21 protein-coding genes and 1 pseudogene are annotated in these 21221 nt (G+C 30.7%); 18 read left to right on the top strand and 4 right to left on the bottom strand.

From position 1 onward, the window contains the following. Window positions 1–318 precede the first annotated feature (318 nt). The 11 genes and pseudogenes from JG553_RS08285 to JG553_RS08230 all read left to right on the top strand — a co-directional run bounded on the left by JG553_RS08285 (window position 319) and on the right by JG553_RS08230 (window position 10822). Entirely contained in the window at window positions 319–1128 is an 810-nt protein-coding gene (locus tag JG553_RS08285; RefSeq protein WP_000389662.1) for an energy-coupling factor transporter ATPase, read from the top strand. Then, entirely contained in the window at window positions 1125–1985 is an 861-nt protein-coding gene (locus tag JG553_RS08280; protein WP_000155386.1) for an energy-coupling factor transporter ATPase, read from the top strand. Before JG553_RS08285 ends, JG553_RS08280 begins: the two co-directional genes overlap by 4 nt. After that, on the top strand, window positions 1975–2781 hold the full coding sequence (locus JG553_RS08275) for an energy-coupling factor transporter transmembrane component T family protein (RefSeq protein WP_000791620.1): 807 nt from the start codon (window positions 1975–1977) through the stop codon (window positions 2779–2781). The genes JG553_RS08280 and JG553_RS08275 overlap by 11 nt, the downstream gene beginning before the upstream one ends. A 4-nt stretch (window positions 2782–2785) precedes the next feature. Next, the gene (truA, locus tag JG553_RS08270; protein WP_001221860.1) at window positions 2786–3589 is read left to right on the top strand and encodes a tRNA pseudouridine(38-40) synthase TruA; all 804 of its coding nucleotides are present in this window, start codon (window positions 2786–2788) and stop codon (window positions 3587–3589) included. A 239-nt stretch (window positions 3590–3828) separates the two neighbouring features. Beyond that, window positions 3829–4266, top strand: a complete 438-nt coding sequence (rplM, locus tag JG553_RS08265) for a 50S ribosomal protein L13 (RefSeq protein WP_001250038.1) — start codon at window positions 3829–3831, stop codon at window positions 4264–4266. Window positions 4267–4285: 19 nt separating this feature from the next. Continuing rightward, on the top strand, window positions 4286–4678 hold the full coding sequence (rpsI, locus tag JG553_RS08260; protein WP_001790547.1) for a 30S ribosomal protein S9: 393 nt from the start codon (window positions 4286–4288) through the stop codon (window positions 4676–4678). A 727-nt stretch (window positions 4679–5405) separates the two neighbouring features. Next, window positions 5406–6610: pseudogene (locus JG553_RS13395) on the top strand (type ISP restriction/modification enzyme). A 36-nt stretch (window positions 6611–6646) separates the two neighbouring features. Beyond that, window positions 6647–7414: a DUF6414 family protein gene (locus JG553_RS08245; protein WP_418356866.1), complete on the top strand. Its 768-nt coding sequence runs from the start codon at window positions 6647–6649 to the stop codon at window positions 7412–7414. Further along, complete coding sequence (locus tag JG553_RS08240) at window positions 7415–8551, top strand: AAA family ATPase (RefSeq protein ID WP_000402465.1); 1137 nt, start codon at window positions 7415–7417, stop codon at window positions 8549–8551. It abuts the gene before it with no gap. A gap of 128 nt (window positions 8552–8679) precedes the next feature. Further along, the gene (locus tag JG553_RS08235; RefSeq protein WP_001549616.1) at window positions 8680–10086 is read left to right on the top strand and encodes a hypothetical protein; all 1407 of its coding nucleotides are present in this window, start codon (window positions 8680–8682) and stop codon (window positions 10084–10086) included. Between the two features lie 553 nt (window positions 10087–10639). Further along, window positions 10640–10822 carry a hypothetical protein gene (locus JG553_RS08230; protein ID WP_000655244.1) on the top strand — a complete coding sequence of 61 codons (183 nt, stop codon included), beginning with the start codon at window positions 10640–10642 and terminating at the stop codon, window positions 10820–10822. On the opposite strand, the gene JG553_RS08225 is transcribed toward JG553_RS08230, so the two are convergent. Then, window positions 10804–11043 (bottom strand): hypothetical protein, encoded by a 240-nt coding sequence (locus JG553_RS08225; protein WP_001797632.1) that lies wholly within the window; start codon window positions 11041–11043, stop codon window positions 10804–10806. The genes JG553_RS08230 and JG553_RS08225 overlap by 19 nt on opposite strands. Before the next feature lie 232 nt (window positions 11044–11275). On the opposite strand from JG553_RS08225, the gene alsS reads away from it, so the two are divergent. Together alsS and budA are read left to right on the top strand one after the other, a co-directional pair. Next, window positions 11276–12940, top strand: coding sequence for an acetolactate synthase AlsS (gene alsS / locus JG553_RS08220; protein WP_000130156.1), 1665 nt, complete (start codon window positions 11276–11278; stop codon window positions 12938–12940). Between the two features lie 36 nt (window positions 12941–12976). Beyond that, a complete protein-coding gene (gene budA / locus JG553_RS08215; RefSeq protein WP_000186134.1) occupies window positions 12977–13681 on the top strand; it encodes an acetolactate decarboxylase in 705 nt (234 codons plus the stop codon). Window positions 13682–14044: 363 nt separating this feature from the next. On the opposite strand, the gene JG553_RS08210 is transcribed toward budA, so the two are convergent. Further along, window positions 14045–14470 carry an MAP domain-containing protein gene (locus JG553_RS08210; protein ID WP_001549607.1) on the bottom strand — a complete coding sequence of 142 codons (426 nt, stop codon included), beginning with the start codon at window positions 14468–14470 and terminating at the stop codon, window positions 14045–14047. Window positions 14471–14763: 293 nt separating this feature from the next. Between JG553_RS08210 and JG553_RS08205 the strand changes: the two genes are divergently transcribed. After that, complete coding sequence (locus tag JG553_RS08205; protein ID WP_000044363.1) at window positions 14764–15579, top strand: HAD-IIB family hydrolase; 816 nt, start codon at window positions 14764–14766, stop codon at window positions 15577–15579. Between the two features lie 210 nt (window positions 15580–15789). Further along, window positions 15790–16644 carry a M23 family metallopeptidase gene (locus JG553_RS08200; RefSeq protein ID WP_001044432.1) on the top strand — a complete coding sequence of 285 codons (855 nt, stop codon included), beginning with the start codon at window positions 15790–15792 and terminating at the stop codon, window positions 16642–16644. Window positions 16645–16703: 59 nt separating this feature from the next. Here the strand turns inward: JG553_RS08200 and hysA are convergent, their stop codons facing one another. Both hysA and JG553_RS08190 read right to left on the bottom strand, forming a co-directional pair. Continuing rightward, window positions 16704–19127 carry a hyaluronate lyase HysA gene (hysA, locus tag JG553_RS08195; protein WP_000222239.1) on the bottom strand — a complete coding sequence of 808 codons (2424 nt, stop codon included), beginning with the start codon at window positions 19125–19127 and terminating at the stop codon, window positions 16704–16706. Next, on the bottom strand, window positions 19124–19291 hold the full coding sequence (locus JG553_RS08190) for a hypothetical protein (RefSeq protein ID WP_001790107.1): 168 nt from the start codon (window positions 19289–19291) through the stop codon (window positions 19124–19126). The genes hysA and JG553_RS08190 overlap by 4 nt, the downstream gene beginning before the upstream one ends. 243 nt (window positions 19292–19534) lie before the next feature. On the opposite strand from JG553_RS08190, the gene JG553_RS08185 reads away from it, so the two are divergent. The 3 genes from JG553_RS08185 (at window position 19535) to JG553_RS08175 (ending at window position 21214) form a co-directional block, all read left to right on the top strand. Continuing rightward, window positions 19535–19951: a MerR family transcriptional regulator gene (locus JG553_RS08185; protein ID WP_000850011.1), complete on the top strand. Its 417-nt coding sequence runs from the start codon at window positions 19535–19537 to the stop codon at window positions 19949–19951. 69 nt (window positions 19952–20020) lie between these two features. Continuing rightward, window positions 20021–20869, top strand: a complete 849-nt coding sequence (locus JG553_RS08180; protein ID WP_001015500.1) for an aldo/keto reductase — start codon at window positions 20021–20023, stop codon at window positions 20867–20869. Between the two features lie 219 nt (window positions 20870–21088). Further along, a complete protein-coding gene (locus JG553_RS08175; protein ID WP_001549596.1) occupies window positions 21089–21214 on the top strand; it encodes a hypothetical protein in 126 nt (41 codons plus the stop codon). The last annotated feature ends 7 nt before the right edge of the window (window positions 21215–21221 follow it).

Raw genomic sequence — 21221 nt, 5'->3', positions numbered from 1 at the left:
ACTTTTTTGAGTGCGAATCTAAAAATATGATGAAGCTAGTTTGATCAATTTCACTAGAACTGAATGAAGTGAAAGTATTATCGTTGAATCAAACGCGACCACCCCTATATTAGTAAATCATTTATTTTATTAACGTTTATACATAATTGTTAGAGAGGAATAAAAGTCCTTATCATTAGTTGTTAAACAACACTTTAAAGACTAGAAATGAGTCAGAAAATACTAGTAATATATAGAGAACCCAGTCAATGTCATATACAGCGATTTATAAATATTGTAAAATATGATAGATACACGAATCGTAAAGGAGAGAGACAAGTGGAGGATAAGAATTCAGTTATTGTATTTAAAAATGTTTCATTTCAATATCAAAGTGATGCATCCTTCACATTGAAAGATGTTTCTTTTAATATACCTAAAGGTCAGTGGACATCTATTGTTGGTCATAACGGTTCTGGAAAATCTACAATTGCCAAGTTAATGATTGGCATAGAGAAAGTTAAATCTGGAGAAATTTTTTATAATAATCAAGCTATAACTGATGATAATTTTGAAAAGTTAAGAAAAGACATAGGAATTGTATTTCAGAATCCGGATAATCAATTTGTTGGTTCAATTGTAAAATACGATGTGGCATTTGGACTCGAAAATCATGCGGTTCCATATGACGAAATGCATAGAAGAGTCAGCGAAGCACTTAAACAAGTTGATATGTTAGAACGTGCAGATTATGAACCTAATGCATTATCGGGGGGACAGAAGCAGCGTGTGGCTATAGCAAGTGTATTAGCACTTAACCCCTCTGTCATTATATTAGATGAGGCGACTTCTATGTTAGATCCTGATGCACGTCAAAATTTATTGGATTTAGTGAGAAAAGTTAAATCAGAACATAATATTACAATCATTTCTATTACGCATGATTTATCTGAGGCGATGGAAGCAGATCATGTTATCGTTATGAATAAAGGGACTGTCTATAAAGAAGGCACAGCGACTGAAATTTTCGACAATGCAGAAGAGTTAACAAGAATAGGTCTAGATTTGCCATTCCCAATCAAAATAAATCAAATGCTGGGACACCAAACATCATTCTTAACTTATGAAGGGCTGGTGGATCAACTATGACTATACGGTTTGACAATGTAAGTTATACCTATCAAAAAGGGACACCATATCAGCATCAAGCTATTCATGATGTTAATACAGAATTTGAACAAGGTAAATATTACGCCATCGTTGGACAAACGGGTAGTGGTAAATCAACGTTGATACAAAATATTAATGCGCTGTTAAAGCCGACTACTGGGACAGTTACAGTTGATGACATTACTATTACACATAAGACCAAAGATAAATATATTAGACCTGTAAGAAAAAGAATTGGAATGGTATTTCAATTTCCCGAATCTCAATTATTTGAGGACACAGTAGAGCGTGAAATGATATTTGGACCTAAAAACTTTAAAATGAATTTAGATGAAGCCAAAAACTATGCCCATCGTCTGTTGATGGATTTAGGCTTTTCAAGAGATGTAATGTCACAATCACCATTTCAAATGTCAGGTGGACAAATGCGTAAAATAGCGATTGTATCGATATTGGCAATGAATCCTGATATTATCGTGGTTGATGAACCTACAGCAGGACTTGATCCACAAAGTAAACGACAAGTAATGAGATTACTAAAGTCACTACAAACAGATGAAAATAAGGCAATTATCCTAATTTCACATGATATGAATGAAGTCGCGCGTTATGCAGATGAAGTCATCGTTATGAAAGAAGGTAGTATAGTGTCGCAAACATCACCAAAAGAGCTCTTCAAAGATAAAAAAAAATTGGCGGATTGGCATATTGGTTTGCCAGAAATTGTTCAGTTACAATATGACTTTGAACAAAAATATCAAACAAAATTAAAAGATATTGCCTTAACTGAAGAAGCATTTGTAAGCTTGTATAAGGAGTGGCAACATGAAAAATAAATTGATTATAGGGCGATATTTACCAATTAATTCTTTTGTTCATCATCTTGATCCAAGAGCAAAGTTAATGTTTGTTTTTCTTTTTATTATATTAATATTTTTCTGTCATTCACCATTAACATATCTTTGGGTGTTTGCACTTATCTTATTCATTATGAGATTAGCAAAAATTCAATTATGGTTCCTAATCAAAGGTTTAACACCAATATTTTTCTTTTTAATCTTCACATTAATGATGCATATATTTTTAACTAAAGGTGGATATGTATTAGTTGAATGGCATGGCATCACGATTGAAACTAATGGTATTTTAGAAGGGCTATATATATCACTGCGTTTAATTGGGATTGTAATGATTGCAACAATTATGACACTATCTACAAGTCCAATTGATTTAACAGATGCGTTTGAAAGATTACTTGCACCACTAAAGATGTTTAAATTACCAGTTCATCAATTAAGTATGATAATGTCCATTGCGTTACGATTCATCCCGACGTTAATGGATGAGTTAGATAAAATCATTTTGGCGCAAAAGTCGCGTGGTTCTGAAATAAGTTCAGGGAACATTGCAACACGTATTAAATCATTTATTCCATTACTAGTGCCACTATTCATCTCAGCTTTCCAACGCGCCGAAGAATTAGCGGTCGCAATGGAAGTTAGGGGTTATGATGCCAATGTTAAGAGAACGAGCTACAGACAGCTTAAATGGCAATTGAGAGATACGATATCTTTAACCATGATTATCCCAATTGCAATTATTTTATTCGTATTAAAATATTCAGGAGTGTAAATTCATGCGTATATTAGTAGAAATTGCGTATCAAGGAAATAATTTTCTAGGTTTTCAAATTCAACAAAATGGTCGAACGGTACAGCAACAATTTGAAAAGCTATTACAACGCATGCATAAAAGACATGTGAGAATCCATCCTTCAAGTAGGACTGATAGAGGTGTACATGCGATACAGCAATACTTTCATTTCGACACAGAGCTGAATATACCTATGTCACAATGGCAATATGCAATGAACCGAACGTTACCTGATGATATTTATGTCAACAATGTAGTTACAGTCGATGACGATTTTCATTGTCGTTATGATTGTGTAGGTAAACGTTATCGCTACAAAGTATATCAAGCACAACACCGCGATCCATTTCAAAGTGGTTTGAAAACATTTATTCCTGAAACGTTGGATTTAGGTAAAATGAACAGAGCGGCGCAACAATTCATAGGTACACATGATTTTACGGGATTTTGTTCGCAAAAAACTGAAGTAGAAAGCAAAGTTAGAACATTATACCAAAGTGAAATCGTAAAGACAGATGATGGCTTTGATTATATTGTCACTGGATCTGGATTTTTATATAACATGGTGCGTGTCTTAGTTGCATTTTTAATAGAAGTTGGAAAAGGGCGACATGAAGTATCTGATGTACCAAAACTTCTTGAATCAAAGAATCGTAAGAATGTACCTTTCACTGCACCGGCTGAAGGATTATATTTAGAGAAAATTTATTTAGATGAAAATGAGTTATTAAAAGACTTTGGTAACGATATCAAAATACATCGTAAAAAATCATTACAAAATGACTGATTGCCATTGACAAAAAGCTTGTGAAATTATAAGATTATTAACGGTATTGTTTTATATCCACCCCACGATAAGCCCCGGAAACTTATTGTGTTACAAGATATATAAGCAGAAACGAACAACAGTTAACAAAATAAATGAAATTAAACGTTTTAAAAATGAAACAAATGAAATCATCTATTAGGTTATGAAACTGTTTATAGCTTGAATAGAAGCATTTATTTTTTAGGAGGACAATTATTATGCGTCAAACATTTATGGCAAATGAATCAAACATTGAGCGCAAATGGTATGTTATCGATGCTGAAGGCCAAACATTAGGTCGTTTATCATCAGAAGTAGCATCTATCTTACGCGGTAAAAATAAAGTAACTTACACACCACACGTTGATACTGGTGATTATGTAATCGTTATTAATGCATCAAAAATCGAATTTACTGGTAACAAAGAAACTGACAAAGTTTACTACCGTCACTCAAATCACCCAGGTGGTATCAAATCAATCACTGCTGGTGAATTAAGAAGAACTAACCCAGAACGTTTAATTGAAAACTCAATTAAAGGTATGTTACCAAGCACTCGTTTAGGCGAAAAACAAGGTAAAAAATTATTTGTATATGGTGGCGCTGAACATCCACACGCTGCACAACAACCAGAAAACTACGAATTACGTGGTTAATTAGAAGGAGGAAATGACTTTGGCACAAGTTGAATATAGAGGCACAGGCCGTCGTAAAAACTCAGTAGCACGTGTACGTTTAGTACCAGGTGAAGGTAACATCACAGTTAATAACCGTGACGTACGCGAATACTTACCATTCGAATCATTAATTTTAGACTTAAACCAACCATTTGATGTAACTGAAACTAAAGGTAACTATGATGTTTTAGTTAACGTTCATGGTGGTGGTTTCACTGGACAAGCTCAAGCTATCCGTCACGGAATCGCTCGTGCATTATTAGAAGCAGATCCTGAATACAGAGGTTCTTTAAAACGCGCTGGATTACTTACTCGTGACCCACGTATGAAAGAACGTAAAAAACCAGGTCTTAAAGCAGCTCGTCGTTCACCTCAATTCTCAAAACGTTAATTGTCGGACGATATATACAAAACACCTCGATATTATGTCGAGGTGTTTTTTTGCGTTTTTGCGGCGAATATGGAATGTGTAGAATATAAATGAATTTTTACCTTCCCACCATAAAAGATGAAGAACCATGAAATGTGGAGAACAATAAATAGTTGATATTCTGTTATTTTTTTGGAAGTGAAGTGATTTGAATACTTTACTCTAAACGATAAAAGGTTAAAAAAACAACAAAAAGAAAATATTACTGTCATAATTGGAAATACACCGTATTCTGCTGGTCAATCTAGTGTAAATAATGATAATAAAAAAATGAATATGAAAAATTAAATGCAAAAATAGCAAATACCTATGCAAATTTTTCAACAGCAAATTTAAAAAAATCATTATATGATTCGTATATACAGGCTTTTCGATGGGCAACTGATAGAGTTGGAAAAAAGGTATTATAGGATTTGTAACAAATGGATCATTTATTGATAGTCAAAGCACTGATGGATTTAGAAAAGTTTTATACGATGAATTTAACTATCTGTACATAATTAATTTGAGAGGCGACCAACGAACACAGGGTGAAAAATCAAGAAAAGAAGGTGGAAAAATATTTGGATCAGGAAGTAGAGCACCGATAGCTATATCTATTTTAGTTAAAGATGGAAGTTACAATCACGATATCTATTATAATGACATTGGTGAATATTTAACTAGAGAGCAAAAATTAGATACTTTAATGAAACATCAATCAATTGTGAATTTGAAAAGTTTGAATGTTTTACCCGATAAAAACAATGATTGGATTAATCAACGAGACATAAACTATGAGAATTATTTACCAATGTATGATTCCAAGGATATTGAAAATTCTATATATTTAGATCAATTTAATGGAGTAAATTCAGCAAGAGATAATTGGGTAACAAATTTTTCGAATGAAAAAGCATTAGTAAATGCAAAATTACTTGTAGATAACTATAATTCTGAAATAGATAGATTAATTGATATCTTAGATTCAAGAGAACGTATAAATTTAGTGAACAAAGATGAAACATTTATTAGTTGGACACGAGGACTTACCCAAAAATTTTCTAAAGGAAAAAATATTTCAATTAATCCAGAGAGAATTGTTAAATTTATGCATAGACCATTTACAAAAAAATGGATAGTGTACGACAAAAATATTATGGAAATGCCAAGTAGATATTATAATATAATGGAGAATACTGGACAGGTGATTTATATACAAGGACAGGGAATGAATAAAGAATTCTCGGCTATGATCACGGACATATTACCTAATTTCCAATTTATTGGTAATGGCAAAGGCTTTGCTACATACAAAGGTAAAGATAGTTTGAGGCTTGTAGATAATATTTCTAATTCTTTTAAAAAGAAAATAAATCTTAATTCAGAAGAGATAGTATATTATATATATGCAATTTTGCATCATAAATATTATGTGAACAAATATTCAAGTGATTTGAGTAAAGGTTTTCCGCGAATACCGATATTAAAGGATGTATATGGATTTGTTGAAATTGGTAGGGAGTTAGTGGAATTACATTTAAATTATGAAAAACAACTCAATTGGGATGGTGTAGAAATAATTTATAATAATATGAATCCGAATTATAAAGTTGAAAAATGAAGCACCCTAAAAAGGGCGTGTTGGATACAGTAATATACAATACCGATATTACAGTTACTAACATTCCAAATAAAGTATATAATTATATTGTGAATGGCAAGCCTGCTATTGAATGGATTATAGATCAGTACAACGTAAGCATCGACAAGAAATCTGGAATATTAGATGATCCTAATGAATTTAGTGAAGATCCGAATTACATTTTAAATCTGCTTTTATCAGTTATTACTGTAAGTATGAAAACTCTTGGATTAATAGATAAATTACCAGATTTTGAAGTATTAGATTAAGGAGAGGATATATTGACAAATACTATCAAAAAAATAATTTATTTTGATGAACTATCAGCAATGGATTTATTACAGATAGAGAAGAAAGGTAACCTTACTAAAACAGTTCAGTTGATGCATGATGAAAAAGGTAGTGCAAGTGGTGAATCTAAAGTGAACATGGAATTTGGTAAGCAAAGCGCTGTAAAACAAATTTTTGATTCTTTACTTGGGATGTCAGCGAGTGCTTCGGCTAGTGCAGGTATAAATGGAAATATAACTGGAGAGCGAGTAGCCAAAACAATTTTAGAGAATACATTAATATATGATTTTTTGGATACAGTAGAGTTTAGAAAGAAAAAAACTATTATTGATATTTCAGAGGGGTTTAAACTAAATATTCAACAAGATACGATGACATATTTCGCGACTATTACCCCCATAGCAAGTATGTTTGAAGGATCTAAACATCTAGACGAGGAGGAGCTATCATTTGATGTTTCAAAAATGAATGAAGCGATTAGAAGTATTAAAGGCTATTTTGAATTAATAGGAACAAGAGGGAATGAAAACAGAGTTTTTAGATTTAATATAGAATCTTTTAAAAATAACTATAGAATACAAGATTTAAAATTTATGAATTTAACACTCTACTCAGTACTTGTTGGTGAAATAAGCAAAGAAAATCTAAATTACGATAAAGAGTTTGATCTAAATCAAGGTGCCAAACCTAGTGGAATTGGAAAGTTTAAGGGAATTAGATCAGAAGCAACTAAAGAAGATAAATATCAAGTGTATGATGTTATTCTTGCAGGAGTGAAATAAATGGAAATTCATGTTTATACGGGACCGCTTTGTGGATTTAATGAATATATTAATTCTGAAGTTAAAGAATATCACCGCTTCATGGAATTAATCAGAGAATACAATATCATAGTGCGAGCAAGTGATACATTTGGAACTCATGATGTTGACGGTATTTTTGATACTGAGATAGAAAATCTTGTGATATTTTCAAACGACTTTGCTTCTGTAACAACTCATGTTATTACTAATTTTATAAATATCGTTACTTTAGGTAGAAATATTAAGAAAATCTATATTCAGAATCCTCCAAAAAGAGTATTTCAATCACTAAATAGTTTTCACGATTCTGAAATAATAGAAATAAACTATGAATATACAACATTAAAAAAAGATGATGTAATAAATTTTTATAAAGAGCAGATGGCTGGTTCTAAAATAATAGGTCAAACAGACGCTAAAAAACAAATGAGCATAGATTTATATAAACATACTTCCTTAGAAAATAATAAACCGACCGTAATGCTTTACTATGGTCCATCAGGTGTTGGAAAAACAGAATTAGCCAAAGAAATAGCAAAAAAATATAAAGGTAATATCACTAGAATACAATTTTCTATGATGCAGAATGATGAATCTTTTAATTATATCTTTGGAGATGAACATGCCAAAGTATCATTGTCAAAAGATTTAGTAGATCGTGAAACTAATGTTGTTTTAATTGATGAATTTGATAAGGTATTACCAATCTATTACAATGTTTTCTATCAAATGTTTGATGAAGGTATTATTGAAGATGCCAATTATAAAGTAGACGTTTCAAATTGTATTTTCATTCTAACATCTAATTTTAATAGTATTGAAGAAGCAATAGTTAATATTGGAGAACCGGTATTTTCTAGAATAGATTCCTGTATTAAATTTTTATATTTAACACAGGAAGAAAAGCAGAAAGTAATAGAAAATAAATTAAATGAAATACTATCATCTCTAAATGAAAAAGAAAAAAGAATAGTTACCGCATATAACTTGTTAGAGAAATATAAAGAGACAGAAATAGATATCGATAACATTAGGTATTTAAAGAAAATAATAACAAATGATATTTATACAATAATTTTTGAAGATGAATTATTTAATACGGATATTATAGATTAATTTATATGCTTTATATTTTTTTAGTATAAGTTATCTATTAATAAAGTACTATCTATGTAAGGTTGTAAGTAGTATAAGTTAAGAGTTTAATAATTTTAAAATTTAATTAATATATAAAGGTAAATTAAATGAATAATAGTAATTTTTTAAATGTAGAGTTAATAGGTACTAAAATAATAACAATGGAAGACTTTTATAAAATGAAGGAAGAAGAATTTTTCTTAAAATCTAAGCTACCTTTATATTTATATTCCTTCAACTATGTAGATGAATATACAATGAAATTACTTGATAGAGGAAGAATATCTATATTAAATACGAAAACAAATAAAGATTGTATATTTGACATTTCAAAGTATATACATGAGAATATTATATTCAGAAGAGATATATTTGAATTAAATGATATAAGAGATGATGATTTGAAGTATAAAATTAATGGTTACAATATTGAGGTATACTTAAGTGGTGAATTGGAGAAAATTGTAAAACATTTATTCGAAAACAAGTTTGATGTAGAGTATGGTTTTTATATTTTATTTATTAAACCAATATTTGAAATTGTTTTTTCTTCTAACTATGTTAAAGAAGAATTCAATACAAAAATCGAATCATCAGAATATAGAGAGAGCTTAGATAGTTTTAATGAAATTTTAATGAAATATCTAGAAAATGAAATAAATTTCAAAGAAGTATGGAAAAAATATATTGATGAATTATTTAAAAAATTAAATGTTCAAAAATTGTTAATTCATAAAAAAATAGAAAGTTTAATATCCTCGTATGATAAAAAAATATCTGATGATTGTAGTATGTACTCAAAAGTATTTGAACAATATAAAAAAAACGTTGTATTGGATAAAGTATATTACTCTGAAGTTTATAAATATAGTGATAATTTGATAAAAGTATTCTCTGAAGACGTTTGGAACATAATGGGGTATAAAAAATATAATGAATATTTTACAAACAGAGATGATACTACATTAAAAATTACTAATTTATATATTGGGCAATCTTTTGGTACAGAGGGTAATAGAAATGTCATTGATAGAATAGGGAAAGGTCATGAAAAATTACAAGAAATTATGACTTATCAGCCAGAAAATAGAAAGACTGTCTTAATATTTTACAAGATACAGCCTGACAATATTTATATTACAAACCAATATGGTAAAGAGGCTGTGTCTCGATTAAAAAGAATTTTAGAGCAAAGTATACCTAATAAAGAATATATTGATTTATCAGAGATATCATTAATTACATTTTTTAAACCAGAATATAATAAACAACATGTGAATGAGGAGTTTAATTCTTTATCTTCTTCGAAAATAAAGAATTTAGCCAAAGAAAATGATGGTATTATTATTTATTTAAATTTTAAGGATGTTAATTATCAACTGATAAGTGAAGGCAATACTTTTTTTTCTGCAAAACCATATTTGCATTGTGTGTTCAATAAAGATATTTTAAATATGGATAAAGTTGATATAGAAAATTTTTTCAAAAGTATAGAAGTCAAATACAGTAAATAAGATCAATTATTGAATCCACCGACCAGCAGATTTTTTTAAAAAATTAATACCCCGTTAATACCCTTTGCTTCAATTTGATGAAAATCAATGAAATTCAAAATTGAAGAAATCCTTTAATATCAAGGTGTACGACAGTCTATATAATCATGCGAAATTCTAAAATTTTCTGAACGTAAAAAAACAAATTCTTAAAGCAGCTCGTCGTTCACCTCAATTCTCAAAACGTTAATTGTCGGACGATATATATACAAAACACCTCGATGTTATGTCGAGGTGTTTTTTTGCGTTTGTGTGGGGAATATGGAATAGAGTATAAATGAATTAATGTCTCAGGTATAGAATTAATTCAACTATGAATTATTGATTTACACGTATAATTTGTACATGCTTACACAATCAAAAGTGTACATTATTAAATTGTCATTTAGCTTGCGGAGACCGTACGATAGTGTTCTAATAATAGATATTCAAGGGAAAGAGCTATCGGATGATAACCAGATGATAACTCAAGAACCATGATTTAAGAGTGTTATCAAAATAAGGAGTGACTTAATTGAAAGATTCTATATTTTGGAAGAAAGCTTTTATTCCTGTTTATTTTATTGTTGCGATGCTGGTGTTTCTACTTTTTAGGTTTTATATTAAAACAGATAACTTTTCTATATATTTAATGAGTATCTTCTTAATTTGTTTAGGAACTGCTTCTATCATTTATAACTATAAAACCAATCGATAAATATAAGTATGAAATGTATAAGTCACAGTTAGATCTAAGTCTTGCTGTGGCTTTTTATATCTCCATAAAACGACAAATTCAAGCCCGACATAAAACAGCATTTTCAGCCCACCATAAAACGACAATTTCAGCCCGCCATTGACTAAACACCACATCCCAAAAATATCGTAACAATCCTCTACATCAATCAATCCAACATCCCTCATAATCACAACGCACAAAATCTATTCATGCATTTTTGGAATACTTAGTATTACAAATAACGATTTTTATTCATCTAACAAAGGTTATATAATGTACTGAAGGCAATTTTTATGTATTACAAATCTAATCGTACATGTAAAATTTTGATAAACATCATTAATTTTGCGTAACTATCATTAGATTACAAATCACAAAGTAATTACATGTAATACACATCTATACATCACATTTGAAGGGAAATGAATATAAATGACTGATAAAAAGTACACTGCAGCCGATATGGTTATTGATACTTTGAAAAATAATGGGGTAGAATATGTTTTTGGTATTCCGGGTGCAAAGATTGACTATCTATTTAATGCTTTAATTGATGATGGTCCTGAACTTATTGTCACTCGTCATGAACAAAACGCCGCAATGATGGCGCAAGGTATTGGAAGATTAACAGGCAAACCGGGTGTAGTACTTGTTACAAGTGGTCCTGGTGTAAGTAATTTAACTACTGGATTATTAACCGCAACATCTGAAGGGGATCCTGTATTAGCGTTAGGTGGCCAAGTGAAACGTAATGATTTATTACGATTAACGCATCAAAGTATTGATAATGCTGCGCTATTAAAATATTCATCAAAATATAGTGAAGAAGTACAAGATCCTGAATCATTATCAGAAGTTATGACAAATGCAATTCGAATTGCTACTTCAGGAAAAAATGGCGCAAGTTTTATTAGTATTCCGCAAGACGTTATTTCTTCACCAGTTGAATCTAAAGCTATATCACTTTGCCAAAAAACAAATTTAGGAGTACCGAGTGAACAAGATATTAATGATGTCATTGAAGCGATTAAAAATGCATCATTTCCTGTTTTATTAGCTGGTATGAGAAGTTCAAGTGCAGAAGAAACAAATGCCATTCGCAAATTAGTTGAGCGCACGAATTTACCAGTTGTAGAAACATTCCAAGGTGCAGGTGTAATTAGTCGTGAATTAGAAAATCATTTCTTCGGTCGTGTGGGCTTATTCCGCAATCAAGTTGGTGATGAATTATTACGTAAAAGTGATTTAGTTGTTACAATCGGTTATGATCCAATTGAATACGAAGCTAGTAACTGGAATAAAGAATTAGAAACACAAATTATCAATATTGACGAAGTTCAAGCTGAAATTACTAATTATATGCAACCGAAAAAAGAGTTGATTGGTAATATTGCTAAAACGATTGAAATGATTTCTGAAAAAGTGGATGAGCCATTTATAAATCAACAACATTTAGACGAATTAGAACAATTAAGAACACATATTGATGAAGAAACTGGTATTAAAGCGACGCATGAAGAAGGAATTCTACATCCAGTGGAAATTATTGAATCTATGCAAAAGGTATTAACTGATGATACTACTGTAACAGTTGATGTTGGAAGTCACTATATTTGGATGGCACGTAATTTCAGAAGTTACAATCCAAGACATTTATTATTTAGCAATGGTATGCAAACGCTTGGTGTAGCATTACCGTGGGCAATTTCAGCTGCACTTGTGCGCCCTAATACGCAAGTTGTGTCCGTTGCTGGCGATGGTGGCTTTTTATTTTCATCACAAGATTTAGAAACGGCCGTACGTAAAAATTTAAATATCATCCAGCTTATTTGGAATGATGGAAAATATAACATGGTTGAATTCCAAGAAGAAATGAAATATAAACGTTCGTCAGGTGTAGACTTCGGTCCTGTAGATTTTGTAAAATATGCAGAATCATTTGGCGCGAAAGGTTTACGAGTTACTAATCAAGAAGAATTAGAAGCGGCAATTAAAGAGGGCTATGAAACAGATGGTCCAGTATTAATTGATATACCTGTAAATTACAAAGATAATATCAAACTTTCAACAAATATGTTACCTGACGTATTTAACTAAAATAAAGATAAATGTTAAAGAGGAGTGGGAGATTTTATGACTAATGTTTTATACCAACATGGTACATTAGGCACATTAATGGCAGGATTATTAAAAGGAACTGCATCAATAAATGAATTATTGCAACATGGTGACTTAGGTATCGCTACACTAACAGGTTCAAACGGTGAGGTAATCTTTTTAGATGGAAAAGCTTACCATGCAAATGAACATAAAGAATTTGTAGAATTAAAAGGTGACGAGTTAACACCATATGCAACTGTAACTAAATTTGTAGCAGATACAAGCTATGAAACGAAAGATAAATCTTCAGAAGCAGTTTTTGCAGAAATTAAGGAAAAGATGTTGAGTGAAAATTTATTTTCAGCAGTAAAAATTTCAGGCTTATTTAAAAAAATGCATGTACGTATGATGCCGGCTCAAGAACCACCTTATACACGTTTAATCGATTCAGCTAGAAGACAACCTGAACAAACTGAAACGTATGTCAAAGGTTCAGTCGTTGGTTTCTTTACACCAGAATTATTCCATGGTATCGGATCAGCAGGATTTCATGTACACTTTGCGAATGATGATCGTAACTTTGGTGGACATGTCTTAGATTTTGAAGTAGAAGATGTTAAAGTAGAAATCCAAAATATAGAAACATTTGAACAGCATTTTCCAATTCAAGATAAAGATTTCACTAAAGCAAATATTGACTATAAAGATATTGCAGACGAAATTAGAGAAGCTGAATAATGAATCCAGAAATATAATGACGGTTTATGAAAATTGACTTCATAATGCGCGATTTAGAAATGATAGTTTGTAAATATGATTAACCATGACTACAATAGAACAAATATATTTATAATTACGTCTAAGTAATAAAATAAATCCCTTCACTATTAGCAGTAGTGAGGGGATTTATTAGGTTCCAGATATTTGAGATTTGCTGTTATGTTTAGATTATAAATTGTGGTACACACTCATATAAAATTTACTATTGTATAGGCCAATCTGTTACTACGAGAAGCAAACAACAATAATTTACAAGTTCAATAACTAAAAAGACAAACGCCAATTTTTCAGCGCTTGCCCTATAAAACTATTTTCAAATTATTATTTAACTACAATTTGTATCTGTTTGATTGTACTTGGATCAATTGAATTTTTAGCGTCGTCATTTTTCTTTAGATTCACTACTTTTTTATTACCATCATTCAAAGTAAGCGTATAAGTTGCTGTTTGGGCATTATTAATTTTTTCTGTTGTAACACCACGTTGAGAAGCTAATTCATTTTTTACTTTACTGTCAATTTCTTGATAAAGAACATTTTTATTTTCTGGGAAGATAAAGTAAGTTCGATGTAATGCAGTAATACCATCTACTGAAATTGTGTAAGGAACAGTGTGATAACCATCCACAGTCATTTCTTTATAGCCGTTATTACTATCTGCAGATGCTTCGTGACTCGGTAATGCAGCTCCGACCGTTGATAATAATCCCAATGCTAAAGTGGCAGTAACAAATGATTTTAGTTTCATATCTCAATCTCCTTTTCGGGTTGTATGATATTACACTATTTGTATAACACGTTTCATAAAGTTTAAAACATACTTTTTGCATTTTTTATATTTTAATTTTTAGTAATAGTTTTTAACGAGGGATATGACTCGTGCATTTTGAAAAGTGGTAAGCAATGTTTTTAGTTTATAGGGATTGATTAGTTGTATATAATAATCATGAAAAGCATATAGTCGATCTTATACTTTTAATTGAGACTTATAGTGTATTTAAGTTATAGATAAATTCATTAAAATATTATGGGGGAATGAGTATGTCAAAGCGTCTATTATTGTTTGATTTTGATGAAACATATTTTAAACATAATACAAATGAAGAAGATTTAAGTCATTTAAGAGAAATGGAAAAATTGTTGGAAAAACTAACTAATAATAATGAAGTGATCACTGCTGTATTGACAGGAAGTACATTTCAAAGTGTCATGGATAAAATGGATCAAGTTAATATGACGTTTAAACCATTACATATCTTTTCTGATTTGAGTTCTAAAATGTTCACTTGGAATAATGGCGAATATGTTGAATCAGAAACATATAAAAAGAAAGTCTTGAGCGAACCATTTTTATTTGAAGATATTGAAGATATATTACGTCATATTTCTGCGCAATATAATGTCGAATTTATTCCACAAAGAGCATTTGAAGGTAATGAAACACATTATAATTTTTATTTTCATTCAACAGGTAATCACAACAATGATAGTCGTATCCTAGAAGCACTTGTCAGATACGCAAATGACCAAAACTATACAGCGAGATTTAGTCGAAGCAATCCATTAGCTGGTGATCCTGAAAATGCGTATGATATTGACTTCACACCGTCAAATGCTGGAAAATTATATGCTACTCAATTTCTGATGAGGAAATATAATATACCAGTAAAATCAATATTAGGTTTTGGAGATAGCGGCAATGACGAAGCATATTTAAGCTATCTTGAACATGCATATTTGATGTCGAATAGTAGAGATGAAGCATTAAAGCAGAAATTTAGATTAACAAAATATCCATATTATCAAGGGATAACACTGCATGTTAAAGAATTTGTTGAAGGTAAGTATGATTATTGATTAGTTGAGTGATATGTATACTTTTTAAGTGCAAATATTAATATTTAAGGGATGATTAGAAAATATGGTGAATCGACTACACTTTAGCTTTAAAAAATTATTTATATGTTGATTTATCCAATTAAGTGTAGACGATTCAGGTAGCGCAAAAATGACGCAGGAACTGGAGAAAGAATTGATACCAAAATTAATATAATAGGTTAAGTATATATGAATAAAACAAACTTTGGGGCTTATTTAAATAAAAGTAAGAGCAGGAAAATATATAAGATTTTTGATCAAAATTTGAAGCGAGAGTTTAGTTATTGGCAGTTTAGGAAACTTTTCAAATCTTATACAAGGCAGTCTGATGTACATGAATTAAAAGTGTGTACTCAAAATGATGGTACTATTGAGCAAATATGGATAGATGAAGCAAATCAATTTGGAGTGTCAGTGACTTGGAAAGATAATAGTATTATCGGATTTGTTATGCGTCCGTTAATTAATTATGATGCGATTAAGAATGAAACGACTTTAAAATACGCAGTGCCGACAACAGATTGCTATGAGATTTTTTGGGGTGGAGATAATGAATTATATAATTATCACTATTTATACCCACATCAAAGGTATGCTATTGATTTAGTTATTAAAGAAAATCATAAAACATATAAGAATCAAGGAAAAGTAAATACTGATTATTTTTGTTTTGGAAAAGATATCATTGCGCCAGCAAATGGTACAGTTGAAAAAGTAGTGAATGGGGTTCAAGACAACAGTATTGGAAGTACGAATGAATCACAGTTTTTAGGAAATTATATTGTAATTAAGCACGCAGAAAATGAGTATAGCTTAATAGCTCATTTACACCAATATTCAATCATTGTGAATGAGGGGCAAAATGTTAAATATGGTGATATCATTGGGAAGGTTGGGAATTCTGGCAATTCTACTGAACCTCATATACATTTTCAAGTAATGAATGATAAGAATATTGAAGCATGTACATCTTTAAAAATTCGATTTATAAATAATCGAGAACTTATCAAAGGGGATGTGGTCTGCGGATTACAAGCTGAATGATGGCGATACTTATAAAATCTCGACACTATAAAAATGGTATAGTGTCGAGATTTTCTTGCTTATTTAGTTAATTCAAAGTGCACGCCGGATTCATTAGAAGTCGACGTATTTTTGTTTGTAATAGAGTAACCGGTCATTGAAATTTTAGATTCAATATCTGAAGCGGAATTTGTAGATTCAGGATTATAGAAGCTACATTCATAAGTGTTATCATCTTTCTTTTTAAGTATAAACATACCTTTGGCTTTAACTTCGACTTTAGTGTTGTTAATGTCAAAAGTTTGAGTGCTATTACTATAATTAACACCAGCCCAAACCGATTCATTATCTTTCACAACGTGGAAGTCATCTTCTTGCTTAACGACAGTTACTTCATCTTTTTTTGTCTTAAAGACATCTTTAGATAAGCCTGGATACAACACATATCCATATTTATTGTCAGAATTAGAATGCTTTTGAGTTACTTCATAATACTCATCAGTTTTTTGTGTATCCTTTTGACTTTTATTTATTTCTTTCCACTTACCAGTATGACTTTCTTTTTTTACAGTTATTTTCGGTTTGTTTAAAAAATGATAACCGATGTTCTTTTTGGTATCTGTGGACTCTAAAAAGACTGAATTGTTTTCCTGATTATCAGAATTGGTTGTTTGTTTATCGTCTGTATATAACGTATACCCATTCGCTTTGCGATTTTCAATCGTTGTAACTGGATTCTTTGATGAATCAGTACTTTTAATGCCAGTTCCTAAGAAGACAATTTTATCGTTTAATATGAAATATGATTTTTTGGCAGTTAAAGTTTTGTCCTGATTTTCAAAATCCATTCCGATACTAGCATGTTGGTCATCAACTTTTGTTCCGCCAACAAAAGTTTTACTCGACTTTTTATCATCCGTATCTTTTAATATTTCATTGTCTAAAGTTGTTGTACCTGATAAACGTTTCATATCGGCTGTCACCCAGAAGTTATCATGATAGTGTTTGACATCGCTGTTATATAAATAAGACATTCCAGCACCAGTGTGCCAACCTTTTAAATTCTCTCCGTTGATACTTTCATAGCGTGCTACGTTTTTCGACGTCATACTTAAACCAAATGCAAAGTCTAAGTCTTTGTTATGATAGGTGACACGATCCATGTCATTATATATTTTAAGTTGTTGTGTTAATCCGTTTTTAGAAATACTGTTATCTGTCATTAAAGACTTCATTTTATCTATGTCCGAATATGAATTTAAATAATCATTTTGTTTATAACTTGAATCTGACTCTACTGAAGATTTGACAATCTTTTTATACTTAGCTTTTGTTGAATCATCCATGGCATCACTTAATCTCAACAATGATTTCATTACTGTTGCAGATGCTGAGTGACTGGTTTCATTTTCACGACTGATAGCTCTACCTCGTGATAAATCCATCATTTCACCTTTATAAATGAGTGGCATAAATCCGTCGTCAATCCATGACTTTAAGGTTGTATCATTTTGGGTTTTATCATTAAAAGGTGTTTCTTTTATCATCGGCATCATTTGAGAAATCCCCTCTAAGAGTACAACGCCATAAGCACCAGTGTATGGAACGTCTTGATGATCAATGTAAGAGCCATCTTTATAAAATCCATTACGTTCTTTACCAGTGGCAGAATCTTGAACGTAAGTGAAGACTTTATTAAATGAATCTATAGACTTTTTCATCATATCTTTATCTTCTTCGATAATACATTCTAAAAGTTTCACCTTAGAAATGTCTACTAGATTTCCGCCTTTAGCAAGTTCAGCTTTTCCTACAGAAGATAATATTTTGTCACTATCTGGGGCGAAAGTTTTAATAGGGGCAGTGAATTTTTTCTTTTCTTCATTTGAAAATTGATCATTCAGCAATATAAGCGTATTTGTTAATGATTTAGGTGTTCCAATTTCATAATCCCACCAATTTAAGTTGGTATTCTTGCCAGTTGTTTTAGTAAAATTCTCACTTAATTCTTTTACTTTTTTATCTGGTTCTTTTCCATATGCATTTTTATGCAGCCACTCAAGGGCATCTTTCACTTTCTTCTTATTTTCGTCAGTATTTAAAGTGGTTTTAGGATTCCTCATCGCTTCTGCGATTTTCTCAATATTACGATAGGTACGAGTCATATGAGAAGAATTAGTTTCAAGGGTTTCCGCTCCTGACCACAAGTATTTCCTACCACTTTCAGTTTTCATTTCCTTGAGTAAATTCGTCGCCTCTTTCTCTGTAGCATCAAACTTCTTCTTCATATCTGGATTATTCTCATCATACTTATCATAACCATAGTTAACGTCCAGCCATGTGTTCCTCAATTTTTCATAATCTGGCGTTTGAACATTCGTATCAGCCACAGCGATTTGATGTTTATCAACACTTCTGAATTCACCACCATTCAAAGTAATCACACCAGCCATTAATAACGTAATGGTGGATAATTTTTGCCATTTCTTTATTCTATATGTCATTGACATGTCTCCTTTTTGTGTTGCGCGTGCGCAATGAATATTATGATTAAATAATGATTCAATTTTTCAAAATTCGTTAACGTATACAAATGACTGTCTACTGTCAAACAATCCACAAAGAATGTTGATGCATATAAACAATCGATCACCCAAATTTTCCGCATCACCCAAAAATTGCAACTAAAATAATTTTCAAAAAATTAAATATTATCAATCTTAGTGATTATATCATTTTAAATATTTAAGTTATACAATTTTTAAAGTAATTAAAAACGATGAAATGTAAAATGTTAAAAAAGAGACAAATTTAAATTTGAGTAATAAAATAAGAAGTATTCAAACGAAGATGACAATATATAAAGCAACATTACTTTAGACGACCAAACATAACTGAAAGGATAGTCGCAATGAAAACTAAAGAAGTCGTAGCGCTCATGAATATATCTCAAGACACTTTAAGATATTATGAAAAGGTTGGTGTGATTCCACCAGTTAATCGAGATGAAAATGGATATAGAATATATAATGATAGTGATTTAAATTGGATTTATTTAGTGAAAAATTTGCGAAATGCAGGCGTCAGTATTGAATCGCTTATCGAATTTTGCAGGTTAGCGCAGCTTCCTAAAAATGAAAATATTCAAGCACAGCAAAAGCAAATTTTAAATAAGCAACTCGAAGAATTAAATGAAAACTTAAAGACAATTCATGATGCGAGAGATTTACTACAATATAAAATTGATAATTATGATAATCATATTGCTAAAATCAATGCTAGTGATAATTATGATGACAATGTTGAACGTCTTTGGGAGAGAAAGTAAACCTATGGCTTGCTATAGAGTTCGCTCCATGGTTTATAGTGGACATACAAGATAAAGGAGGTTCATTTTATGAATCATATTGAAATAAGTAAAGATGTAAAGATACCAGTATTAGGTTTCGGAGTATTTCAAATTCCTCAAGAACAAACAGCAGAAGCGGTTAAAGAAGCAATTAAAGCGGGTTATAGACATATTGATACAGCACAAAGTTATTTAAATGAAACTGAAGTAGGTCAAGGTATTGAAGCTTCAGGTATTGATAGAAGTGAACTATTCATTACGACTAAAGTATGGATTGAAAATGTTAACTATGAAGATACTATCAAATCAATCGAACGATCATTACAACGATTAAATTTGGACTATCTTGATCTAGTGCTTATTCACCAACCTTACAATGACGTATATGGCTCATGGCGTGCATTAGAAGAGTTAAAAGAAAATGGTAAAATTAAAGCAATCGGTGTATCTAACTTCGGCGTTGATCGAATTGTAGATTTAGGTATTCACAATCAAATTCAACCACAAGTGAACCAAATAGAAATTAATCCATTCCATCAACAAGAAGAACAAGTTGCAGCACTTCAACAAGAAAATGTTGTGGTAGAAGCTTGGGCACCATTTGCAGAAGGTAAAAATCAATTATTCCAAAATCAATTGTTGCAGGCCATTGCAGATAAATACAACAAATCAATTGCACAAGTTATTTTACGCTGGTTAGTAGAACGTGACATTGTTGTACTCGCAAAATCAGTAAATCCAGAACGTATGGCTCAAAACTTAGATATATTTGATTTTGAACTTACAGAAGAAGATAAACAACAAATTGCGACATTAGAAGAAAGTAATAGCCAATTTTTCTCACATGCTGATCCAGAGATGATTAAAGCACTTACAAGCAGAGAATTAGATGTTTAATCATAATATAACAAAGTAAATCATTTACATTACACTAACCTGAAACTTGGATGTTAAAGTCTATGTTTCAGGTTATTTTTTACTCTTAAAAAGTGAAAGGAGCAAGCAAATAAGTTATTATATATTTTTATATTATGTAATAACGTAACTAAGGTTATAATTAGATAATTAATATGTCTTGGAATTAATTATTTAATAAGTTGTATAGCAGGTGGCGATATGAGATATATACACTTTTCTATTATTACATTAATTACAGGTATCATTATGCATATTACAATGTACTTTGTACCATTTGAATCTCGGAAAATGCCACTATTTATGACGATAATTTTTACAATCTAAAAGCAGT

It is taken from the genome of Staphylococcus sp. T93, from assembly GCF_016743875.1.
GTDB classification, from domain to species: Bacteria; Bacillota; Bacilli; order Staphylococcales; family Staphylococcaceae; genus Staphylococcus; species Staphylococcus aureus.
The sequence above is the reverse complement of the archived record's forward strand: the minus strand, read 5'-3'. Positions and strand labels throughout refer to the sequence as shown.